This is a genomic window from Marinomonas algarum (assembly GCF_020532605.1).
Lineage (GTDB): Bacteria > Pseudomonadota > Gammaproteobacteria > Pseudomonadales > Marinomonadaceae > Marinomonas > Marinomonas algarum.
The window spans coordinates 1-18,795 of sequence record NZ_JAJATW010000009.1 but is presented as its reverse complement, the minus strand read 5'-3'; the positions used below and the strand labels follow the sequence as shown (position 1 = coordinate 18,795).

General features: G+C 48.2%; 17 protein-coding genes and 1 riboswitch. Of the genes, 11 read left to right on the top strand and 6 right to left on the bottom strand.

All coding sequences use genetic code 11. The features are described 5' to 3' along the window. Positions 1-2 precede the first annotated feature (2 nt). The 5 genes from oppD (at position 3) to LG368_RS07355 (ending at position 4,821) form a co-directional block, all read left to right on the top strand. The gene (gene oppD / locus LG368_RS07375; RefSeq protein ID WP_226754092.1) at positions 3-1,004 is read left to right on the top strand and encodes an oligopeptide ABC transporter ATP-binding protein OppD; all 1,002 of its coding nucleotides are present in this window, start codon (positions 3-5) and stop codon (positions 1,002-1,004) included. Further along, the gene (gene oppF / locus LG368_RS07370) at positions 1,004-2,005 is read left to right on the top strand and encodes a murein tripeptide/oligopeptide ABC transporter ATP binding protein OppF (protein WP_276572997.1); all 1,002 of its coding nucleotides are present in this window, start codon (positions 1,004-1,006) and stop codon (positions 2,003-2,005) included. The genes oppD and oppF overlap by 1 nt, the downstream gene beginning before the upstream one ends. A gap of 93 nt (positions 2,006-2,098) precedes the next feature. After that, on the top strand, positions 2,099-2,620 hold the full coding sequence (locus tag LG368_RS07365) for a putative pterin-binding protein (protein ID WP_226754090.1): 522 nt from the start codon (positions 2,099-2,101) through the stop codon (positions 2,618-2,620). A 4-nt stretch (positions 2,621-2,624) separates the two neighbouring features. After that, complete coding sequence (locus LG368_RS07360; RefSeq protein WP_226754089.1) at positions 2,625-4,481, top strand: sensor histidine kinase; 1,857 nt, start codon at positions 2,625-2,627, stop codon at positions 4,479-4,481. Further along, entirely contained in the window at positions 4,474-4,821 is a 348-nt protein-coding gene (locus tag LG368_RS07355) for an Hpt domain-containing protein (RefSeq protein WP_226754088.1), read from the top strand. Before LG368_RS07360 ends, LG368_RS07355 begins: the two co-directional genes overlap by 8 nt. Before the next feature lie 11 nt (positions 4,822-4,832). On the opposite strand, the gene LG368_RS07350 is transcribed toward LG368_RS07355, so the two are convergent. The 6 genes from LG368_RS07350 to LG368_RS07325 all read right to left on the bottom strand — a co-directional run bounded on the left by LG368_RS07350 (position 4,833) and on the right by LG368_RS07325 (position 12,069). Then, positions 4,833-5,333, bottom strand: coding sequence for a GAF domain-containing protein (locus LG368_RS07350; protein WP_226754087.1), 501 nt, complete (start codon positions 5,331-5,333; stop codon positions 4,833-4,835). An 88-nt stretch (positions 5,334-5,421) separates the two neighbouring features. Beyond that, complete coding sequence (phoU, locus tag LG368_RS07345) at positions 5,422-6,135, bottom strand: phosphate signaling complex protein PhoU (RefSeq protein WP_226754086.1); 714 nt, start codon at positions 6,133-6,135, stop codon at positions 5,422-5,424. Positions 6,136-6,149: 14 nt separating this feature from the next. Beyond that, entirely contained in the window at positions 6,150-6,980 is an 831-nt protein-coding gene (gene pstB / locus LG368_RS07340) for a phosphate ABC transporter ATP-binding protein PstB (protein ID WP_276572996.1), read from the bottom strand. Positions 6,981-7,016: 36 nt separating this feature from the next. Next, positions 7,017-8,732, bottom strand: a complete 1,716-nt coding sequence (gene pstA / locus LG368_RS07335) for a phosphate ABC transporter permease PstA (protein ID WP_264194005.1) — start codon at positions 8,730-8,732, stop codon at positions 7,017-7,019. After that, positions 8,732-10,990 carry an ABC transporter permease subunit gene (locus tag LG368_RS07330; protein ID WP_226754085.1) on the bottom strand — a complete coding sequence of 753 codons (2,259 nt, stop codon included), beginning with the start codon at positions 10,988-10,990 and terminating at the stop codon, positions 8,732-8,734. Before LG368_RS07330 ends, pstA begins: the two co-directional genes overlap by 1 nt. A gap of 110 nt (positions 10,991-11,100) precedes the next feature. Continuing rightward, positions 11,101-12,069, bottom strand: a complete 969-nt coding sequence (locus LG368_RS07325) for a PstS family phosphate ABC transporter substrate-binding protein (RefSeq protein ID WP_226754084.1) — start codon at positions 12,067-12,069, stop codon at positions 11,101-11,103. Positions 12,070-12,239: 170 nt separating this feature from the next. Continuing rightward, a riboswitch (TPP riboswitch) is annotated at positions 12,240-12,334 on the top strand. A 41-nt stretch (positions 12,335-12,375) separates the two neighbouring features. Here LG368_RS07325 and LG368_RS07320 point away from each other — a divergent pair. The 6 genes from LG368_RS07320 to LG368_RS07295 all read left to right on the top strand — a co-directional run bounded on the left by LG368_RS07320 (position 12,376) and on the right by LG368_RS07295 (position 18,499). After that, on the top strand, positions 12,376-13,149 hold the full coding sequence (locus tag LG368_RS07320; RefSeq protein WP_226754083.1) for a 3-oxoacyl-ACP reductase: 774 nt from the start codon (positions 12,376-12,378) through the stop codon (positions 13,147-13,149). After that, positions 13,149-14,453, top strand: coding sequence for an LLM class flavin-dependent oxidoreductase (locus LG368_RS07315; protein ID WP_226754082.1), 1,305 nt, complete (start codon positions 13,149-13,151; stop codon positions 14,451-14,453). Before LG368_RS07320 ends, LG368_RS07315 begins: the two co-directional genes overlap by 1 nt. Positions 14,454-14,721: 268 nt before the next feature. After that, positions 14,722-15,237 carry a TRAP transporter small permease subunit gene (locus LG368_RS07310; protein ID WP_226754081.1) on the top strand — a complete coding sequence of 172 codons (516 nt, stop codon included), beginning with the start codon at positions 14,722-14,724 and terminating at the stop codon, positions 15,235-15,237. After that, the gene (locus LG368_RS07305) at positions 15,237-16,625 is read left to right on the top strand and encodes a TRAP transporter large permease (protein WP_226754080.1); all 1,389 of its coding nucleotides are present in this window, start codon (positions 15,237-15,239) and stop codon (positions 16,623-16,625) included. The genes LG368_RS07310 and LG368_RS07305 overlap by 1 nt, the downstream gene beginning before the upstream one ends. Before the next feature lie 70 nt (positions 16,626-16,695). Further along, positions 16,696-17,658 (top strand): NADPH:quinone reductase, encoded by a 963-nt coding sequence (locus LG368_RS07300; RefSeq protein ID WP_226754079.1) that lies wholly within the window; start codon positions 16,696-16,698, stop codon positions 17,656-17,658. A gap of 73 nt (positions 17,659-17,731) precedes the next feature. Beyond that, positions 17,732-18,499 carry a helix-turn-helix domain-containing protein gene (locus LG368_RS07295; protein ID WP_226754078.1) on the top strand — a complete coding sequence of 256 codons (768 nt, stop codon included), beginning with the start codon at positions 17,732-17,734 and terminating at the stop codon, positions 18,497-18,499. Positions 18,500-18,795: the final 296 nt, after the last annotated feature.

Genomic DNA, 18,795 nt, shown 5'->3' with positions numbered 1-18,795 from the left:
TTATGTTATTGGACAAAGCATTAAACAGCGACACCAACTTGCTCGAAGTCGACAACTTGCAGGTCGCCTTTCATACCCCAGATGGCACAGTAACAGCCGTCAATAATCTCAACTTTACCTTGGGGCAAGGGGAAACCTTAGGCATTGTCGGTGAGTCAGGCTCAGGCAAAAGCCAAACCGCGTTTGCCCTCATGGGATTGCTGGCCAAAAACGGTAACATTCAAGGCGAAGCCCGTTTTGAAGGCGATAACATTTTATCGCTGAGTGACAAGGCGATGAACCGCATACGCTCAAAAGACATTGCCATGATCTTCCAAGATCCGATGACCTCCCTCAACCCTTATATGAAGGTGGGGGAGCAACTGATCGAAGTACTCACCTTGCATAAAGGCATGAAAAAAGCCGAGGCGTTTGAAGCGTCGGTTAAGATGCTCGACGCGGTTAAAATGCCCGAAGCGCGCAAACGCATGGCCATGTACCCGCACGAGTTTTCCGGCGGCATGCGCCAACGGGTCATGATCGCTATGGCATTGCTGTGCCAACCTAAATTGCTCATTGCCGACGAACCCACCACCGCACTTGATGTTACGGTTCAGGCGCAAATCCTGACCTTGTTAAACGAGTTAAAAAGCGACTTTAATACCTCGATCATCATGATTACTCATGACCTTGGTGTGGTGGCCGGTTTGTGTGACAAGGTGCTGGTAATGTACGCGGGACAAACCATGGAATACGGCACCGCAGAAGATATTTTTTACCATCCAACACACCCATATACGCAAGGCTTATTAAAAGCCATTCCCCGTCTTGATAGCGACAGCGGTTTACTGGCCACCATTCCTGGCAACCCACCGAATTTGCTCAACTTACCGGCAGGTTGCCCATTTGAAGCGCGTTGCGAATTTGCTCGGGCGCAATGCCTCACTCAAGCACCGCGTTTAGACACCTTTGCTTCTGGACAAAGAGCCGCATGCCATAAACCAACCGAAGGATGGGCCGTATAATGCAGACTCAGAAAACCTTGATGGAAGTACGCAATCTAAAAGTGCATTTTAACATCAAATCCGACAACGCTTGGCCGTGGCAAAAAGGCCACGCTCTGAAAGCTGTTGACGGTGTTGATCTGACGCTTTATGAAGGAGAAACCCTAGGCGTGGTGGGCGAATCGGGTTGTGGTAAATCCACCTTAGCCCGTGCGCTGTTACGCCTTGTGCCCATCACCGAGGGCAATGTGGTTTGGCTCGGTCAAGATTTAACCGAACTCGACAAAAAACAGATGCGTGACAAGCGCCAAGAGTTGCAAATGATCTTTCAAGATCCCTTAGCCTCTCTTGATCCACGTATGACCGTGGGCGATATTATTGCTGAGCCGCTTCACACCTTTCATCCGGATTGGTCAAAACAAACAGTGAAAGAGGCGGTGCGCCAGATGATGGATCGCGTTGGTCTTTTGCCTAACGTTATTAATCGCTACCCACACGAATTTTCCGGTGGCCAATGCCAACGTATCGGCATCGCCCGCGCCTTAATTCTCAAACCCAAACTGATCGTCTGCGACGAGCCGGTATCGGCATTGGATGTGTCCATTCAGGCCCAAGTGGTGAACTTGCTCAAAGAACTGCAAGCAGAAATGAATTTATCCTTGGTGTTTATTGCCCATGATTTAAGTGTGGTCAAACACATCTCAGACCGTGTGTTGGTGATGTATTTAGGCAACCCTGTGGAACTGGCGAGCAAGCATTCATTATACGCTCAGCCCAAGCACCCTTATACCAAAGCCTTGATGTCAGCCGTGCCGGTGCCCGACCCCCAAATAGAGCGCAATAAGAGCATTCAACTGTTAACAGGGGATCTTCCGTCGCCGATTAACCCACCGTCCGGTTGTGTCTTTCGCACGCGCTGCCCCCATGCGACTGACGTGTGTCAAGGGCAGAAACCACGCTTGTACCCTGTGTCTGATGACCATCAGGTCGCTTGCTCACGACTGGAAGACATTCCAGCCTAACCCTCACCATGCCCCTGCTTTACAAATCTAAATGTTTTTGCAGGGGATGACCGATTAGTATGTGCCGATTTAGTGATCAGTAAGGAATAAACCATGTTGGTACAGTGGATTCAGTATACGATGTTTTCAGCCGTTTTGTTGTTTGGTTTGTGTTTGCCCGCATCTTACGCAAACGATACACCAGAGGGTTCCGTGATACTGACCATGGATAAGACCCTCAAAGATTCAGCGTCACAAGCCATGGCCTTTGATCTCGCGATGTTAGAACGCTTGCCTCAATACGAAGTCACCACCCACAACCCTTGGACCCAAGGACGTCATACCTACCGTGGCGTGTCGGCTGTAGACCTGTTGGCCGTGGCCAACAGCCAAGCCAATCTATTAAAGGTCACCGCGTTAAACCGCTATATGACAGAAATTCCTATTCGTGATTTTATTGAATCTCAGGCAATATTGGCCACGCACATCGACGGTCACCCCATGAGTGTCCGCAATTTAGGCCCCATCATGGTAATCTACCCTTTTGATGAGCGCCCTGAGCTTAAGTCTGAAACGTTTTATGGCCGCTCCATTTGGCAGATCTCACACATCACACCTATGATCGTAAAGGAATAACATCATGGCGTTGCGCCAGCCTAAACCTTGGCTTTCAAAGTTTAAAAACAACCTATTATACGCGTTCATTACGCTTATTATGTTGATCGCTTTGGCGGTGTTCGGCATCATTTCTTACACCAGCGATAGCTCAAAAAACAACGGTCGACGGGTATTTGAAAGTGCTTTATGGAACGCTTTGCAGTTACAAGTCCAAACGTATCGATTTTTAAACTATTTGGTGCGCTTGGATGCAACGACGCCCGAACCTCAGGACAAGGCTTTTTTTGAGTACGATTTATTAATGAGTCGTGTTGACCTATTACGTCGCGGTGAAGTGGGTGAATTGGTTCGAAATTTTGAAAGTGGTCGCATCACACGGCTATTAAACATCATCAACGGGGAATTAGAGTTGATGAGTTTTCAGCTGTCTAAAATTGAAAGTGGTGACCTTTCCTATTTACCCAGTTTAATTGAACGCATTGAAGACATTGACCCACAAATCAATGAATTTGTCACCTTGGTGAACAAGGCCAGTAACGAGTACATTACGGATCAAAGACGCTTATTACAAACCAACCTCGATCACATTAAATTACTCTCTACGGCCCTACTGGCCTGCCTTTTGTTTCTATGCTTTTTTGTCATACGCAGTGTGGACGAGCTCAGACGCAGCCATCGACAAAACAAAACCATGCTGACCGATGTGCAATCGGTGCAGGATGATAAAGCCAACATGCTTGCTTATATTCATCAAGAAATACGCTCTCCCATTAATGCCATTTTAAGTGTGGCCAACACGTTAAAGCACACCACGCCACAAGATTCTGTCACCCTATCCCGCCATATTGAAGAATCGGGGCATGCCCTGCTTCATACCATCGAAATGCTGTCTGATTTAGCACGAATGGATGCAAAACAATGGGATTTTCACCCTAACACCGAGCCGCTGAGACCGCATATTGAAGCCTGCTTTACCTCGGTTGAAAGACAAATATCCCGCAAAGCCTTACAAGGCATGCTTTATATTGACCCTCAATTGCCAAAAGAATTGTGTTTGGACTTCCCTAAACTCAAAGACATCGTGCTTGCTCTATTGCAAAATGCCATTGCCCATACCGCCGCTGGCAGTCTGTGTATGCAAGTTCGTGCTGCACCACTGACGCATTCGCTAGGGCGTTCAAGCGACAACGGCAAAGAAATCGGCTTTTTACAAATTGTACTGAAAGACACGGGACAAGGCATGTCCCGTGAGCTCCAACAACACCTTAGAGCCAACCCTTCTTTGCCCGTACCACAGAACAGCCCGACACCCAATCAGGTCGGTTTGAGTTTGGCCTTATGTCATCGCTTAATTTATCTGATGAAGGGGGAAATGCACTTTTCCAGCACTCAGCAGAAAGGCAGTGAATTTTGGGTAAACATCCCTTTTTATCCATCAACGGCCAGCCATGTAAGCCAAAATGTTGCCTTTTCTTGTCCAGATAAAAGCAAAGCCTTAGTGATTGAAACTGACGCACACCTAGCAGACACTTGGCAGCTTTATTTAAACGACCTCAATATGGATGTCATCGTGACACAAGAAGGCAGTCTGCAAGAATATCAAGACTGTGACCTTGTTATCCTGGGCAATACCGCACGATTTACTCGGGAAGGCGACGATGCGCTTCATTTATGGAAAAAGCGTCGCTGCCCTGTTTTAAGCTACCACCCTCAAGCAATCGAACACGCACCAGATTATGTCATCCCGGTGCACTTTCCATTGATGCAAGCATCACTGGACGCACTGATCGCACCACTTTTCACCGAGCACTCACGGTGTCCACCCACCACTTCACACGCCACTTTTTCTGCTTCCCTTAAGGACAACACAGATGATTGATACTCAGCACTTGAATTCATTGACCGAGGTTCTCGGCACCAGTATGGTCAACGACATTCGTTTGGCGTTTGAGGCAGACAGCGCCGAAAAAATGCCGTTGTTACAACAAGCGTGGACAGAGCGAAACCATGCCGCGCTACGGGAAGCCAGCCATTCGCTTAAGTCAGCCAGTCTGAATATGGGATTAAGCGATATGGCAACACAATGCCAACTCATCGAGTCGGCGGCCGCTCAACAAGAAGAGCAAGGTATACAAGCCATCATAGACCGCTTACCCAGTTTGCTCACGGCCTCGTTGGCCGAATTAGAAGCGTATTTTCTTAACGCTCAGCACCCTTAAGTTCAGTATTCTTAAATAGACCAAGTGAGGTCGGTGGCATCAACAAAGGTCGACACAAACGCCATCAGACCCGCTTGATCGACGTCACTGAAGCGCGCCACGTTAGGGCTGTCAATGTCAAACACGGCGACCAGCTTGCCTGCCACGACAATAGGAATGACCAATTCTGACGCTGATGCGGCATCACAAGCAATATGCCCATCGAAGGCGTGAACGTCATCAACACGCTGAACGTCTTGAGTGCTCGCAGCCTTACCACACACCCCTCGACCAAAAGGAATACGAGTGCAAGCCACATTGCCAACATAAGGACCCAACACCAGCTCTTCCCCACGGGCAAAATAAAAACCGGCCCAGTTTAGATCAGGAACGGTTTGCATGATAAACGCGGATAGCTGAGCCGCATTACAGATAAGATCGCGCTCACCCGATAAAAGCGACGCCAGTTGTGCATTGAGTGGTGAGTAGGAAGATTCAGGAGACGCGGTCGCGTCAATTTCTGGGGTAAACATGGTTATTTGCACCGAATAAACGAAAAAGCGATCATAACAAAATTCACTCAATCGCCTACCGGTGCTTGCTGAAAAATCAGCCTATTACTTATTTTTTACTCATGTCAGCGGACAACTCGTTCACATTGACATGACGCACATCGATGCCCTTAATCATAAAAATCAAATGCTGACAGGTATGACGTGCGTGATCGCCAATACGCTCCAAAGAGCGCAACACCCAAATTACATTGATTACCCGAGAAATACTGCGTGGGTCTTCCATCATGTAAGTGACGAGAGAGCGCATGGCGGTGTTGTATTCTTGGTCGACCGCACGGTCTTGTTTGGCCACTTTTACTGCCGCTTCCAAATCCAAGCGCGCGTAGGCGTCCAAAGAATCGTGAATCATTCGTGACACCATTTGACCGATACGGTTGATTTCCACATAGCCACGGGGCGATTCCCCTTCGTTGATCAAGTTAAGCGTCAAGTTGGCGATTTTCTTTGCTTCATCACCCATACGCTCCAGTTCACTGACCGCCTTGCTAATCGATAAAATCATGCGTAAATCCGATGCGGCTGGCTGGCGTTTGGCTAGAATTCGACGGCATTCTTCATCGATCAAACCGTCCAGTTGATTGACCGTCGTATCTTGAGCCTTCACGTCTTCGGCTAACGAACCATTGGCGTCCAACAGAGCTTGTACAGCGTCTTGCACTTGATTTTCAACCACGCCACCCATGGTCAAAAAGTGTTGACGAAGCAATTCCAGTTCGTTGTTAAACTGCTGAGAAATATGATCTGTGGTTAACTCTTTCATAATGCGTCCTCCGCCTAGCCGTAGCGGCCCGTGATGTAATCTTCCGTTTGCTGCTTACCAGGGTTGGTAAACAAGGTATTGGTGTCGCCAAACTCGACCAAGTCACCCATATACATAAAGGCGGTGTAGTCAGAGACACGTGCCGCCTGCTGCATGTTGTGTGTCACAATCGCAATGGTAAATTCGTTTTTCAGCTCGTGAATCAGTTCTTCGATCTTCAAGGTGGAAATAGGATCAAGCGCTGAGGCCGGTTCATCCAACAACAAGACTTCTGGTTTTACCGCCACAGTACGGGCAATCACCAAACGTTGCTGCTGACCGCCCGACATGCCTAACGCACTTTCATGCAAACGGTCTTTGACTTCGTCCCATAGCGCGGCTGAACGCAGTGCCCACTCAACGGTTTCGTCTAACAAGCGTTTCTTGTTAATGCCTTGAATACGCAGACCATAGGCCACGTTTTCATAGATGCTTTTTGGAAACGGGTTTGGCTTTTGAAACACCATGCCGACACGACGACGCAACTCCGCCACATCCGTGCCTTTTGAATAGATGTTGTTGTCGTGTAGATTGATTTCTCCAGTGATACGACAGCTGTCCACCAGATCATTCATGCGGTTAAAACAACGCAGTAATGTAGATTTACCACAACCGGATGGCCCGATAAAGGCGGTGACTTTCTTCTCAGGGATAATCATATTTACCCCTTTCAACGCTTCTTTTTCACCGTAATAAAGGTGTAAATCCTTTACTGATAAGCAAACTTTTTCGTTTTCGATGGACAACGCCTGTTGATCACGTTGCATGGCTGAAATATCAATAGAGTGTGTTTTTACGTTGCTCATACTAGTCTCTTCTTCGAATCGTCTATTCTTGGCTGCTTACATTTCCAGCGATTTGTATTTTTCACGTAGGTGGTTACGAATGGTGACGGCCGATAAATTAAGCAAGGCAATAACGATCACCAACAATAACGCCGTTGCATAGACCAGAGGTCGTGCGGCTTCAACGTTTGGACTTTGGAAACCCACATCGTAAATATGAAAACCTAGGTGCATGAATTTTTGGTCTAGATGAATAAAGGGGTAATTACCATCCAACGGCAGAGACGGCGCAAGTTTTACCACCCCAACCAGCATCAAGGGCGCCACTTCACCGGCCGCCCGTGCAACAGCGAGAATCACCCCCGTCATAATGGCAGGGCTTGCCATCGGCAACACCACTCGCCATAAGGTTTCGGCCTTGGTTGCGCCCAATGCCAGGCTACCTTCACGTACATTGCGCGGAATACGAGACAAGCCTTCTTCCGTCGCCACAATCACCACAGGCACCGTCAGTAACGCCAACGTCACCGAGGCCCACATTAAGCCACCCGTACCAAATGTCGGAGACGGTAAGGCTTCTGGGAAGAATGCCTGATCAATGCCGGAACCTAAGAAGTAGATAAAGAAGCCCAAACCGAACACACCATACACAATGGACGGCACACCCGCTAAGTTGTTCACGGCGATACGAATCACTCGAGTCACGATCCCTTGAGGGGCGTATTCACGTAAATAAATCGCCGCGACCACACCAAAAGGGGTAACCAAGACCGTCATTAGCAGCACCATCATCACGGTACCGAAGATCGCTGGGAACACCCCACCCTCGGTGTTGGCTTCACGAGGTTCGTCGCTTAAAAAATCCCACACTTTGACAAAGTAAAAACCCAGTTTGTCCATGACCGACATAGCATTCGGACGAAACGCGTGAACGATTTTAGACACCGGCATCTCATGCTCTGTGCCATCCATCACCCGTACCACGAAAGAGTCACGGTTGATTTGCTGATAAAGCGCGGCGAGATTCGCTTGCAAACCTTTGTATTCCTCATCGTATTGAGCGCGTTCGGCAGCAAGATCGGCTTCCACCGCAGGAGTTAGTTCACCGTTTAATTCATATCGACGCTGTTTAAGGCGAATACGCTCAAGGGCATGGTTAATCTTGCCGATGTCGTATTTTTCGATGTCTTTGATGTCATCATGGATCGCCGTGGCGCGTTCAATGCTTTTCTCAAACATTACCCACGTCGCCAATGCCGATGCGGTGGCCGTCACATCAGACGTTTCAGAGACGAGTTGACCGTCTTCTTTTACCGCCATCAAATAGCCATATAAATTGCCCCATTCATGACGCTCCGCCGCAAACAGCATCTCTGGGGTTTGAATGTCGCTTAGGTATTTGTCCAATACCCAACCAAAATCCGCCCCGTAGACATCGCGGTTACCCATTTTTAATAACGTACGTTGCAGGAATTCATCATCGTCAGCCGGCAGTTGCACACCGGCTTCACGTAGCTGAGCCGAGGTCACTTCGACGCTTTCGACCCGCTCTGCGGCGATGGTGTACGACTTTTCACCCGGTAGAGAATAAGTGGCTTGCATCACGTCAGCCGGCCAAAAGTGCCCTAAACCACGCACCGCAATCAATAACAATAAGCCCACCACCATGATGACGGAGATCGCCACCGCACCGGCGTTTAGCCATACCCACGGATCACCCGATTTCACCCACTCGGAAACGGACTTTTTCTGCATTTTCATCTCAGTACTCATTATAGCGACCCGTATTTTTTGCGTAGGTGCTGACGCACGGTTTCCGCGATGGTGTTGACCACAAAGGTAAAGATAAACAACACAAACGCGGCTAAAAAAAGGATACGGTAGTGCGAACTGCCCACCTCAGATTCCGGCACTTCCACCGCCAAGTTCGCCGCCAACGTCCGCATACCCTCAAAGATGTTAAAGTCCATAATCGGTGTATTACCCGTCGCCATTAAGACGATCATGGTTTCACCGACCGCACGGCCCATACCAATCATCACCGCCGAGAAGATCCCTGGGCTGGCCGTTGGCAATACAACGCGTGTCATGGTTTGCCAATACGTTGCGCCTAAGGCAAGCGAGCCTTGCGTTAGCGCTTTTGGCACACTAAAAATCGCGTCTTCGGTGATGGAGAAAATAGTCGGGATCACGGCAAAGCCCATGGCAAAACCGACCACAAGGGCATTTCGTTGGTCAAACGTAATGCCGAGGTCATTGGTGATCCAGCCGCGAACATTACCGCCGAAGAAAGCCACTTCAATAATGGGGCTCATCGCTAGGCAGAACCACGCCAGAAAAACGATTACCGGGATTAACAACAACGGCTGCCAACCTTCCGGTACCAGCCAACGAAGACTCGTCGGTAAACGTGACCAAAGATACGCAAACAATAAGATGCCCACCGGTAACACCACCAGAATACTAAAAGTCGCCGCTAGGTTTTCTTCTAAGAAAGGCGCAAAAAACAAACCGGCTAAGAACCCCAGAATCACCGTTGGCAAGGCTTCCATCAGCTCGATAACGGGTTTGATCTTACGACGCAGTGCCGGTGCCATGAAATACGCCGTGTAAATCGCCCCACAAATCGCCAAAGGCACCGCCATCAACATGGCATAAAATGCCGCTTTAATCGTCCCGAAGGCCAGTGGCATCAAGCTGTATTTCGGTTCAAAGTCGTTGCTGGCTGAAGAGGACTGCCAAGTGTAGGTTTCTTCTGGGTAACTTTCGTACCAGACCTTGCCCCAGATGGACGACCAAGACACTTCGGGGTGTTCGTTATCAATGTGGTAGACATTCATCCCCTTGCTGTCTTCCAGCAATAGGCTATCGGCACGGGGAGCAAAGCTGATCAGACGCGCGGTCTCGTCGCTTAAGCGTTCGTCGATCACCTGGCGCGTTGATGTCGCGTTATAAATGGCGACCAGCCCCCGCTCATCCAGTGTGGCAAACCCTTTGCGGCGTTGCTCCATGGCCATGTCTACTAAGGCAATCGGCTGCTTCACATCACGAATAAAGTGCAGTGTTTCTTCATTGGTGTCGTCATCACGCACGTTAAACCACTGGCTCACACGACCTGAAGAATCGGCCACCATCACTGAGGATTTACCCACGAGATAACGCATAGAAACTAGATGGGTCCCTTCTTCTAAAAGGGGGATGGTGTCTTTTAGCGTAATATTGTCAAAGTCACGTAAATCAAATTCGCTGAGTTCACCGGTACGGGTCGCAACATATAAAGAGCGTTGATTACCGCTGACTAATACACTCTGAACATCCTCGATAAAAGGCAGCGATTCACGCTGTTCAGTCAATTCCACTTCTTCAGTGATGAAGTTAACGTCTTTGGTGACTTTTAAAATCGCACTGTCTGACGCACCCGACGCGGCAATGGTCAAACCATCGTCGCCATCACGAATGGCAAGGTGTTGAATAGGAAAGTCTGCCACCTTAATGGCGGCCTCTCCGTAAGGGTATTCAACAACGGGGGTAATGTGTCGTTCCCCATTTGGATAGGACGTTCTGTAGTCATGTTTTGAAATCAACACCGCACCGTCTTCGTAAGCAAACGCTAACAAACGACTGGTGTCGGACTCTACCGTAAAACTTGTAATCGCCTGATCACGCGGGTTAGGGACGGTTTTAATGACCGTACCCTCTTCCACTGAAAAGAATACGATACTGCCGTTGCTGGCGACTCGCATACCAATTTCAGATTGTTCTTCCATCGCAAGATAGAGGCTATCGCCCTGTTCTTCCGCCGGTAGGGAGTAACTGGCTCTGGCGTCAATCGATGCGTTGGAAAACAGTGGCGCAACTTCATACAGGAGGTAAAAGCAGATCAACAGTACCGCTAAAATGACGCTGCTGCCGCCGACGGCAATGCCCATTCCAGCCACGCGATCTTTTAACGCTCGAAGTTTACGGTGACGCTTTAAAGCTGGGGTATTGAAATCCAACTCCGGCATCCGATGGTCAGTGGGTGTAGTCATCCGAATTCATCTTCTTTGTGTGACAATTTTATGACAGGGAGAGGGGAACGAAAAGCAGGAGAGCGTTACGCCATCCTGCTTTTGGTTATCATCCGTATCGCCAAGTACGCTTACTTAATACCCAATGTGGTTAGGTATTTATCCGCTACTTTTGCTGGTAGAGGAACGTAGCCATCTTTGACAACTACTTCTTGACCCATTTTCGACATCACCATTTTCACGAATTCACGCTGTAGTGGCTCAAGCGGTTTGTTAGGGGCTTTGTTGACATAAACGTAAAGGAAGCGAGACAGTGGGTATTTACCCGCTGCGGCGTTTTCTGTTGTTGCTTCGATAAACGCATCGCCTTCTTTTTTAGCAAGAGGTAAAGCACGAACAGAAGACGTTTTGTAACCGATACCTGAGTAACCAATACCGTTAAGAGACGTAGAAACAGACTGTACTACCGACGCAGAACCAGGCTGCTCGTTAACACTGTTCTTAAAATCTCCTTTGAAAAGACCGTTGTCTTTAAAATAGCCGTATGTGCCAGACACCGAGTTACGACCAAATAACTGAATGTCGCGATTCGCCCAAGCGCCCGTTAGACCCGCTTTGCCCCAGTTAGTAATGTCTTCACTGTGGCCACCTTTACGAGTCGAAGAAAAAATGGCGTCTACTTCAGGAAGAGACAAGCCTTTGATTGGGTTATCTTTGTGTACGAAAACGGCTAATGCATCGATAGCAACGGGAACCGCTGTTGGCTTATAACCAAATTTTTTCTCAAATGCGGCGATTTCCTTGTCTTTCATCATGCGAGACATAGGACCGAAATTAGATGTGCCTTCCGTCAATGCTGGTGGCGCAGTAGAAGAACCCGCTGCCTGAATTTGAATGTTCACATTAGGGTATAAACGCTTGAAGTCTTCCGCCCACAAGGTCATCAAGTTCGCTAAGGTATCAGAACCCATGCTTGAAATATTGCCTGATACACCGCTCGATTTGGTATAAGTCATTAAATTTGAATCAACGTCAGCAAAAGCATTAACAGAAACGCCGACTGCTGCGGTCATCGCTAAACTTGCAACTAGTTTTTTCATCACATAAACCCCAATGGTTATAGTCAAATAGTTATGAGCGGATGCTCATGGCTCGTTCAATAATTCGTACTATAAAGAGGCAATGTGACAGATATGTTAAAGGCTGAATTTTTGGAAAAAGTATTTAAAAAATAAAAACGCTTCTAAACGATATTTTTTGTTATAGTTTTAAAACAGACACGGGGTGCCTTAATAAAAGGCTGAGATTACACCCGTTGAACCTGCTCCAGTTAATACTGGCGAAGGGATGTCAGCCAAACTGCTAGGCCAGCTTCTGCCTTCGCCTCATTTTTATAAGAGGTCGATATGTCAAACTCATTCAATTTAAACCAACAACTTGTTCTCGTTACGGGCGGTGCTCGCGGATTAGGCGAGCAATTAGTCCGAGCCTACTTACGTGAAGGCGCAAACGTTGTCATCAATTATCTTACCAGTGCAGACGCGGCAAATAAGTTAGTCGCCGAAGCGCCAGATCAAGCCTTTGCTATACAAGCCGATGTGAGCGATCAAGCAGCGGTCAATGCCATGTTTGCTAAAGCGCGTGAACACTTTGGCTGTCCTGTTACAACCGTCGTTAATAATGCCCTACCCAAATTTTCCTTTAATGGTGATGCCCGTCCTAACGCGGACCAACTTAGCTGGCAGCACATCCATCAGCAGCTAGAAGGCGTGGTGGGTGGCGCACTTTATACCACTCAAGCCGCATTGCCAGGCATGCGCGAAGTAGGGTTTGGCCGCATCATTAATATCGGTACCAATTTATTCCAAAACCCTGTGGTTCCTTATCATGATTACACCGCAGGTAAAGCGGCGCTGTTGTCATTGACTCGCACCTTATCCAACGATTTAGGCCCTGATAACATCACGGTCAACATGGTATCCGGTGGCTTATTACGCACCACTGATGCCTCTGCTTCAACACCGGAAGAAGTCTTCGATTATATTGCCGCTTCTACCCCGTTGCGACGCGTCACAACACCGGCTGAATTTGCTGATGCCACCTTATTCTTCGCTTCCCCTTGGTCTCGTTCAGTCACTGGACAGAACCTTGTGGTAGACGGCGGATTGGTGAAAGGCTAATGGCAACGCAAGCATCACGAATGATGCACCTCAATTTGTTTTTATTTGGTTGTGGCCATCACAGAGCCGCATGGCGACACCCAAACTCGTCAATTGAACGTATGGGCGACATCGGCTATTACGAAAAGCTGGCGCAAACGGCTGAACGCGGTAAATTAGATGCCGTTTTCTTTGCAGATGGTCACTCTGTTGGTGACATCAATGAGAACAGCCTGTGGTATTTGGAGCCAATCACCACACTTTCGGCTATGAGTCGTGCCACCGAAAAAATAGGCTTGATTACCACCATCTCCAGTACGTTCTACACACCGTTTCATGCCGCGCGTTTATTGGCTTCCCTAGACCATATTTCGAAAGGGCGCGTTGGCTGGAATTTGGTTACCTCAATGTTTGATGCCGAAGCCCGTAATCATGGGTATGAGTCCATGCCTGCTCACGCTGACCGATACCGTCGTGCAGAAGAGTTTGCTGATGTCATGATCAAGTTATGGGATTCATGGCGTGATGATGCCATTAAATGCGATCGCCAAGGACAATATGCCGACCCCGGTAAAGTAAGTCCAATCGATCATAATGGTGAGTTTTTCTTGGTGGATGGGCCATTAAATGTGCCACGATCTACTCAAGGTAATCCCGTGTTATTTCAGGCAGGCGCATCGGATCAGGGCATTGCATTAGCCGCTAAATGCGCAGAAGCTATTTATGCCGTTGCTTATGATTTACCCGCCGCACAAGATTATTATAGAAAGGTAAATGCAGCGGTAAAAGTGGCGGGGCGTCGCCCAGCTCCTATCATGCCAGGACTTGTCACCTACGTTGCCGCAACGGAAGAAGAAGCCTTAGCAAAACAACGTGAGTTGGATGAACTACTGCCTGTGGCATCCTCTTTAAAACAATTGGGCACATTTATTGAGCAAGATTGTACTCACTGGGATCTGGATGCACCGGTTCCCGCCCTCCCCTCTCTTGAAGAATTTAATGGCCCAAAAGGTCGCTATGGAACCATCTTACGCATTATCGAAACTGAAAACCCCACGCTAAGACAGCTGCTTGGTCGCCTCGCCGCCGGTGGGGGTCATTGCACCATGGTGGGCACACCGGAGCACATTGCCGACAAGATGGCGCATTGGTTTCACCATGAAGGGGCGGATGGTTTTAATCTTATGCCGCCATCCTTACCAAATGGGATAGAAGATTTTGTCGATCAAGTCATTCCCATATTACAACAACGGGGCTTGTTTAGAACCGAATACAAAGGGGCTACTTTGAGAGATCACCTTGGGTTAAAGCGGCCCGATTTTTAAGTCTATTGCTCAAATTTAAATCATAAAGTGCACCGCTCATGGTTGAGTCGGTGCCGAAAAAAACCTCGCGCCCTCCCCTTAAAACAAACGAATATCACAGAGAACGTCAGTAAGCTGGATTTGATCCGCCTTCATTATTCCCAAGCGTGGCGATATCCCATAAACTAGCGCTCCAGATTTCACGAGGCGCCCTTGCCTACTAATAATTAAGCCTACAATAAACAGGCATAAAATCTGACAATCATGATTAAACACTGTGGGTATTTTAATGTTAAACAAACTGGTCAGTTCGGCCGAGGCGGTTTCCCATGTTATGGGAAGGTGTGTTGCTTGGCTCACGTTGGCGATGATGCTGCTTACTTGTCTCGTCGTTCTTTTGCGCTATGGTTTTGATATCGGCTCCATTGCTCTGCAAGAGTCAGTGCTGTATCTCCATGCTATGGTCTTTATGTTAGGCGCAGCTTACACATTTAAAGACGATGAGCACGTTCGTGTGGATGTCTTTTACCGTGATTTTTCGGTGACAAAAAAAGCTTGGGTCAACATTGTGGGCGGCCTTTTCTTTTTATTGCCTTTCACCCTCTACACCGCGTACCTAAGCCTCGACTACATCAGTGCCTCTTGGCGCGTGCTGGAGACATCACCCGAGCCTGGCGGTTTACCGTTTGTTTACCTATTAAAAACACTGATTCCTATCATGATGGTCAGTTTGATAGTGCAAGGATTAGCGGACATCTTTAAAAATATCGGCGTCATCACCGCAACAAAGAAAGGACAACACTAATGGCTGAATTTATTCCTTTATGGCTCTTTGCCGGTGTCTGTGTGTGCCTGTTGTTTGGCTATCCTGTGGCGTTTTCTCTTGGTGGTACCGCCTTAATTTTCGCGGCTGTCGGTTCTCTTGTCGGTACCTTTGATGGGGTGTTTTTAGAAGCGTTACCCAACCGATTGTTCGGTATCATTGGCAATGAAACCCTGATCGCCGTACCGCTGTTCGTACTGATGGGCGTGTTGCTCGAAAAGTCCAAATTGGCAGAGCGTCTGCTGGATTCCATGGCAATGTTGTTTGGTAGCTTACGAGGCGGCTTGGGTATTTCCGTTATCTTAGTGGGCATGCTACTGGCCGCCAGTACCGGCATTGTCGGTGCAACGGTCGTCACCATGGGGATGATTTCCTTACCGACTATGTTGCGTCGTGGCTATGATCCCTCTTTGGCCGCTGGCACCATCTGCGCCACAGGGACACTCGGGCAAATCATTCCGCCATCGATCGCTTTGGTTTTGCTGGGCGATGTGATGTCGAACGCGTTTCAAAAAGCCCAGCTTGAGATGGGAATTTTCTCCCCTAAAACCATTTCCGTGGGCGACTTGTTTGTCGGCGCGCTGATCCCAGGGCTTATTCTCGTCAGCTTATACATTGTATATGTTATCGCTGTGGCTTGGTTGCAGCCTCATAAAGCCCCTGCCGTGCCTCGTGACGAATTACGAAGCGGATCAGACGAGCCTCTTGCTTTGCAACTGATCAAGGGCTTAGTTCCCCCTTTATTATTGATCTTCGCCGTATTGGGTTCTATTTTGAGCGGTGTGGCCACACCAACCGAAGCGGCTGGCGTCGGTGCATTGGGTGCCGCTATCTTAGCTTGGGTCAGTGGTAAATTAAGCCTGCCCACCTTAAAAGATGCGGTGTATTCCACCACCAAGGTCACCTCTATGGTGTTTATGATCTTGATCGGTGCTTCTCTTTTTTCTTTGGTATTCCGAGGCTTTGGCGGCGAAGAACTGATTCAAGATTTCTTCTCTCAATTACCTGGCGGTGTCGTTGGTGCGATGATCGTCGTGATGTTGCTGATGTTCTTCCTTGGCTTCATTTTGGACTTTATCGAAATTACCTTCGTCGTTGTGCCTATTGTCGCGCCCGTTCTCTTAGCGATGGGACTCGATCCAGTGTGGTTAGGCATCATGATGGCGATTAACTTACAAACGTCATTCTTAACCCCACCTTTTGGTTTTGCGTTATTTTACCTTCGTGGTGTCGCGCCACCTGAGCTGAAAACACAAGCCATTTATAAAGGCGTGTTGCCCTTTATTTTGATACAAGTCTTTGTATTATTGATGCTGTCCATTTGGCCTGAACTGGTCACTTGGTTGCCTGAACAGGTTTATGCAGATTAATCATCGACACATGGACGCCTAAACGAACAGGGAAAACAAAAACAACCACTTATGACGTTAGGATACACATATGAAAGCCATGCAGATGAAAGACTACGGCCCTGCGAGCGATTTAACGCTAACAGACACGGATCAACCCACCATTAACGATGATCAGTTGCTAGTCAAAGTGGGGGCTGCTGGGGTGAACCCCGTCGACACCTACATTCGCTCTGGGGTGAATAACTACAAGGCCAACTTTCCTCACACGCCTGGGTCCGATGGGGCAGGCACTGTGGTCGAGGTAGGCTCAAAAGTCACTGGCTTTCAGGTCGGTCAACGGGTGTATTTCAGTCGAAATCAAGGCGGGTCTTCCGCTGAGTTTACTGTCTGCAACATGACGCACACTTACCCACTGGCGGATGCCTTATCTTTTGAAGAAGGCGCTTGCCTAGGTGTGCCTTATACCACAGCACACCGCGCGTTATTTGGTCGTGCTCACGCCAAAGCGGGTGATAAAGTCTTAGTACATGGTGCAACGGGTGCCGTAGGCATCGCCACGGTTCAGCTTGCACTTGCAGCAGGTATGGACGTTGTCGCCAGTTCCGGTACCGAAGCGGGTGCAGAATTGCTGCGCCAGCAAGGCGTACAGACGGTTATTATGCACAACGAAAACGACCATTTAGCCCCATTTCAAACCTTGGAAACCGGCTTTGATGTCATCATCGAAATGCTGGCCAATCATAACCTTGATCAAGATCTCAAAGCCTTGGCGTTTGGCGGCTGCGTCGCGGTGATTGGTAACCGTGGTACAGTAGAAATTAATCCTCGCGATTTAATGGCGCGTGATGCTTCTGTTGTCGGTGTCGCATTAGCCAATGTTACACCAGCAGAATTAGCCTTAATTGCCAAAGCTTTGCGCCCTTTGTTTGAAAAAGGCGTACTTAGACCTGTGATTCGTCACACCTATGCGCTAAGTGAATTACCACAAGCCCATGAGGATGTGATGAAAACCGGTGCCCTAGGCAACCTTGTTATTCGTATAAACGCTTAATTGCGACTATACTTTTTATTTTGATACTAACCTTGGCGCATGTCGTCATTCGTTGATTGAGCAAAGGCCGATTTTGACCCAGTCTGATTCCGACATTCTCAGCCTGCCAAACGAAGCGGATACCCATGAACACGACTACCACCAGCTGGTGGTCGTGCTTGATGGCAACACCGACTTTGATATACAAGGCAAACAATTGCAAACTGGCGAAGGCTGTATCCTGCCGTCAGAGAACAGTCATGCCTTCGCCGGTCTGGGTGAAAACCGCGTGATGGTGGTCAACCTGCCCATCCCACCACAAAAGAGCATCACCGATGAAGAATACGAGGTGGTCTCACGCTTATTTGATCAAGCGGCGTATTTTCAGCTCAACCCGAGACTGCAAATTCTCGCATCGGCTTTATCGGGTGAGCTGCAACAGTATCCTAACGACATGATGTTGGCGCGCGCCTGTGGCAACACCTTACTCAGCGCAATCCGTCATCAAATCAACAACAAAGATGTGCGTACCCGAGGCAATCAGCTTGATATTGAGAAGCTTGATCAGTTTATCGAATTAAACTTATCGCGACGGGTTCATATCGACCAACTGGCGAACTTTTGCTTTTTAAGCGTCAGTCAGTTTCATGAACGTTTCAAAGACCGAACCGGCATCACGCCCCACCAATATTTGATGCGCAAACGCCTTGAACGAGCACAGTCTTTATTGGCACAAGGCACACCACCGATCCAAGTGGCTGAAATGTGTGGCTTCTCTAGTCAAAGTGCTATGACCAATGTTTTTTCACAGGTATTAGGCATTACGCCGCTAAAATACCAAAAACAATTCGGTGGACGCTAACACCTTTTCTCTAGCACCCCCAATGCCCCACTTATACGCATTTCTCCTTTTTTCTCCCCATTTCGGCGCAAGAACACAACCAGCTAACGATTTTAATAAATGAGTCGGACTTTCTTATAAAAAAAAACGACTTTTCTGAAAGACGCTGAATCCTCTCTATCACTAAAGTGTTGTCCCTGAATAACTCTCAACCTATTGAATTTATTGTGTTTTTATTAGATAGTTTATGTCTAAATCTTGCTGTAAATACAGTGTAAGGCCCAAAAAGTTGCAGAATCGGTGAGTTTTATGAAGCC

Coding starts and splice junctions, on each gene's coding strand:
- oppD (WP_226754092.1), top strand. CDS start 3: ATGTTATTGGACAAAGCATTAAACAGCGACACCAACTTGCTCGAAGTC.
- oppF (WP_276572997.1), top strand. CDS start 1,004: ATGCAGACTCAGAAAACCTTGATGGAAGTACGCAATCTAAAAGTGCAT.
- LG368_RS07365 (WP_226754090.1), top strand. CDS start 2,099: ATGTTGGTACAGTGGATTCAGTATACGATGTTTTCAGCCGTTTTGTTG.
- LG368_RS07360 (WP_226754089.1), top strand. CDS start 2,625: ATGGCGTTGCGCCAGCCTAAACCTTGGCTTTCAAAGTTTAAAAACAAC.
- LG368_RS07355 (WP_226754088.1), top strand. CDS start 4,474: ATGATTGATACTCAGCACTTGAATTCATTGACCGAGGTTCTCGGCACC.
- LG368_RS07350 (WP_226754087.1), bottom strand. CDS start 5,333: ATGTTTACCCCAGAAATTGACGCGACCGCGTCTCCTGAATCTTCCTAC.
- phoU (WP_226754086.1), bottom strand. CDS start 6,135: ATGAAAGAGTTAACCACAGATCATATTTCTCAGCAGTTTAACAACGAA.
- pstB (WP_276572996.1), bottom strand. CDS start 6,980: ATGAGCAACGTAAAAACACACTCTATTGATATTTCAGCCATGCAACGT.
- pstA (WP_264194005.1), bottom strand. CDS start 8,732: ATGAGTACTGAGATGAAAATGCAGAAAAAGTCCGTTTCCGAGTGGGTG.
- LG368_RS07330 (WP_226754085.1), bottom strand. CDS start 10,990: ATGACTACACCCACTGACCATCGGATGCCGGAGTTGGATTTCAATACC.
- LG368_RS07325 (WP_226754084.1), bottom strand. CDS start 12,069: ATGAAAAAACTAGTTGCAAGTTTAGCGATGACCGCAGCAGTCGGCGTT.
- LG368_RS07320 (WP_226754083.1), top strand. CDS start 12,376: ATGTCAAACTCATTCAATTTAAACCAACAACTTGTTCTCGTTACGGGC.
- LG368_RS07315 (WP_226754082.1), top strand. CDS start 13,149: ATGGCAACGCAAGCATCACGAATGATGCACCTCAATTTGTTTTTATTT.
- LG368_RS07310 (WP_226754081.1), top strand. CDS start 14,722: ATGTTAAACAAACTGGTCAGTTCGGCCGAGGCGGTTTCCCATGTTATG.
- LG368_RS07305 (WP_226754080.1), top strand. CDS start 15,237: ATGGCTGAATTTATTCCTTTATGGCTCTTTGCCGGTGTCTGTGTGTGC.
- LG368_RS07300 (WP_226754079.1), top strand. CDS start 16,696: ATGAAAGCCATGCAGATGAAAGACTACGGCCCTGCGAGCGATTTAACG.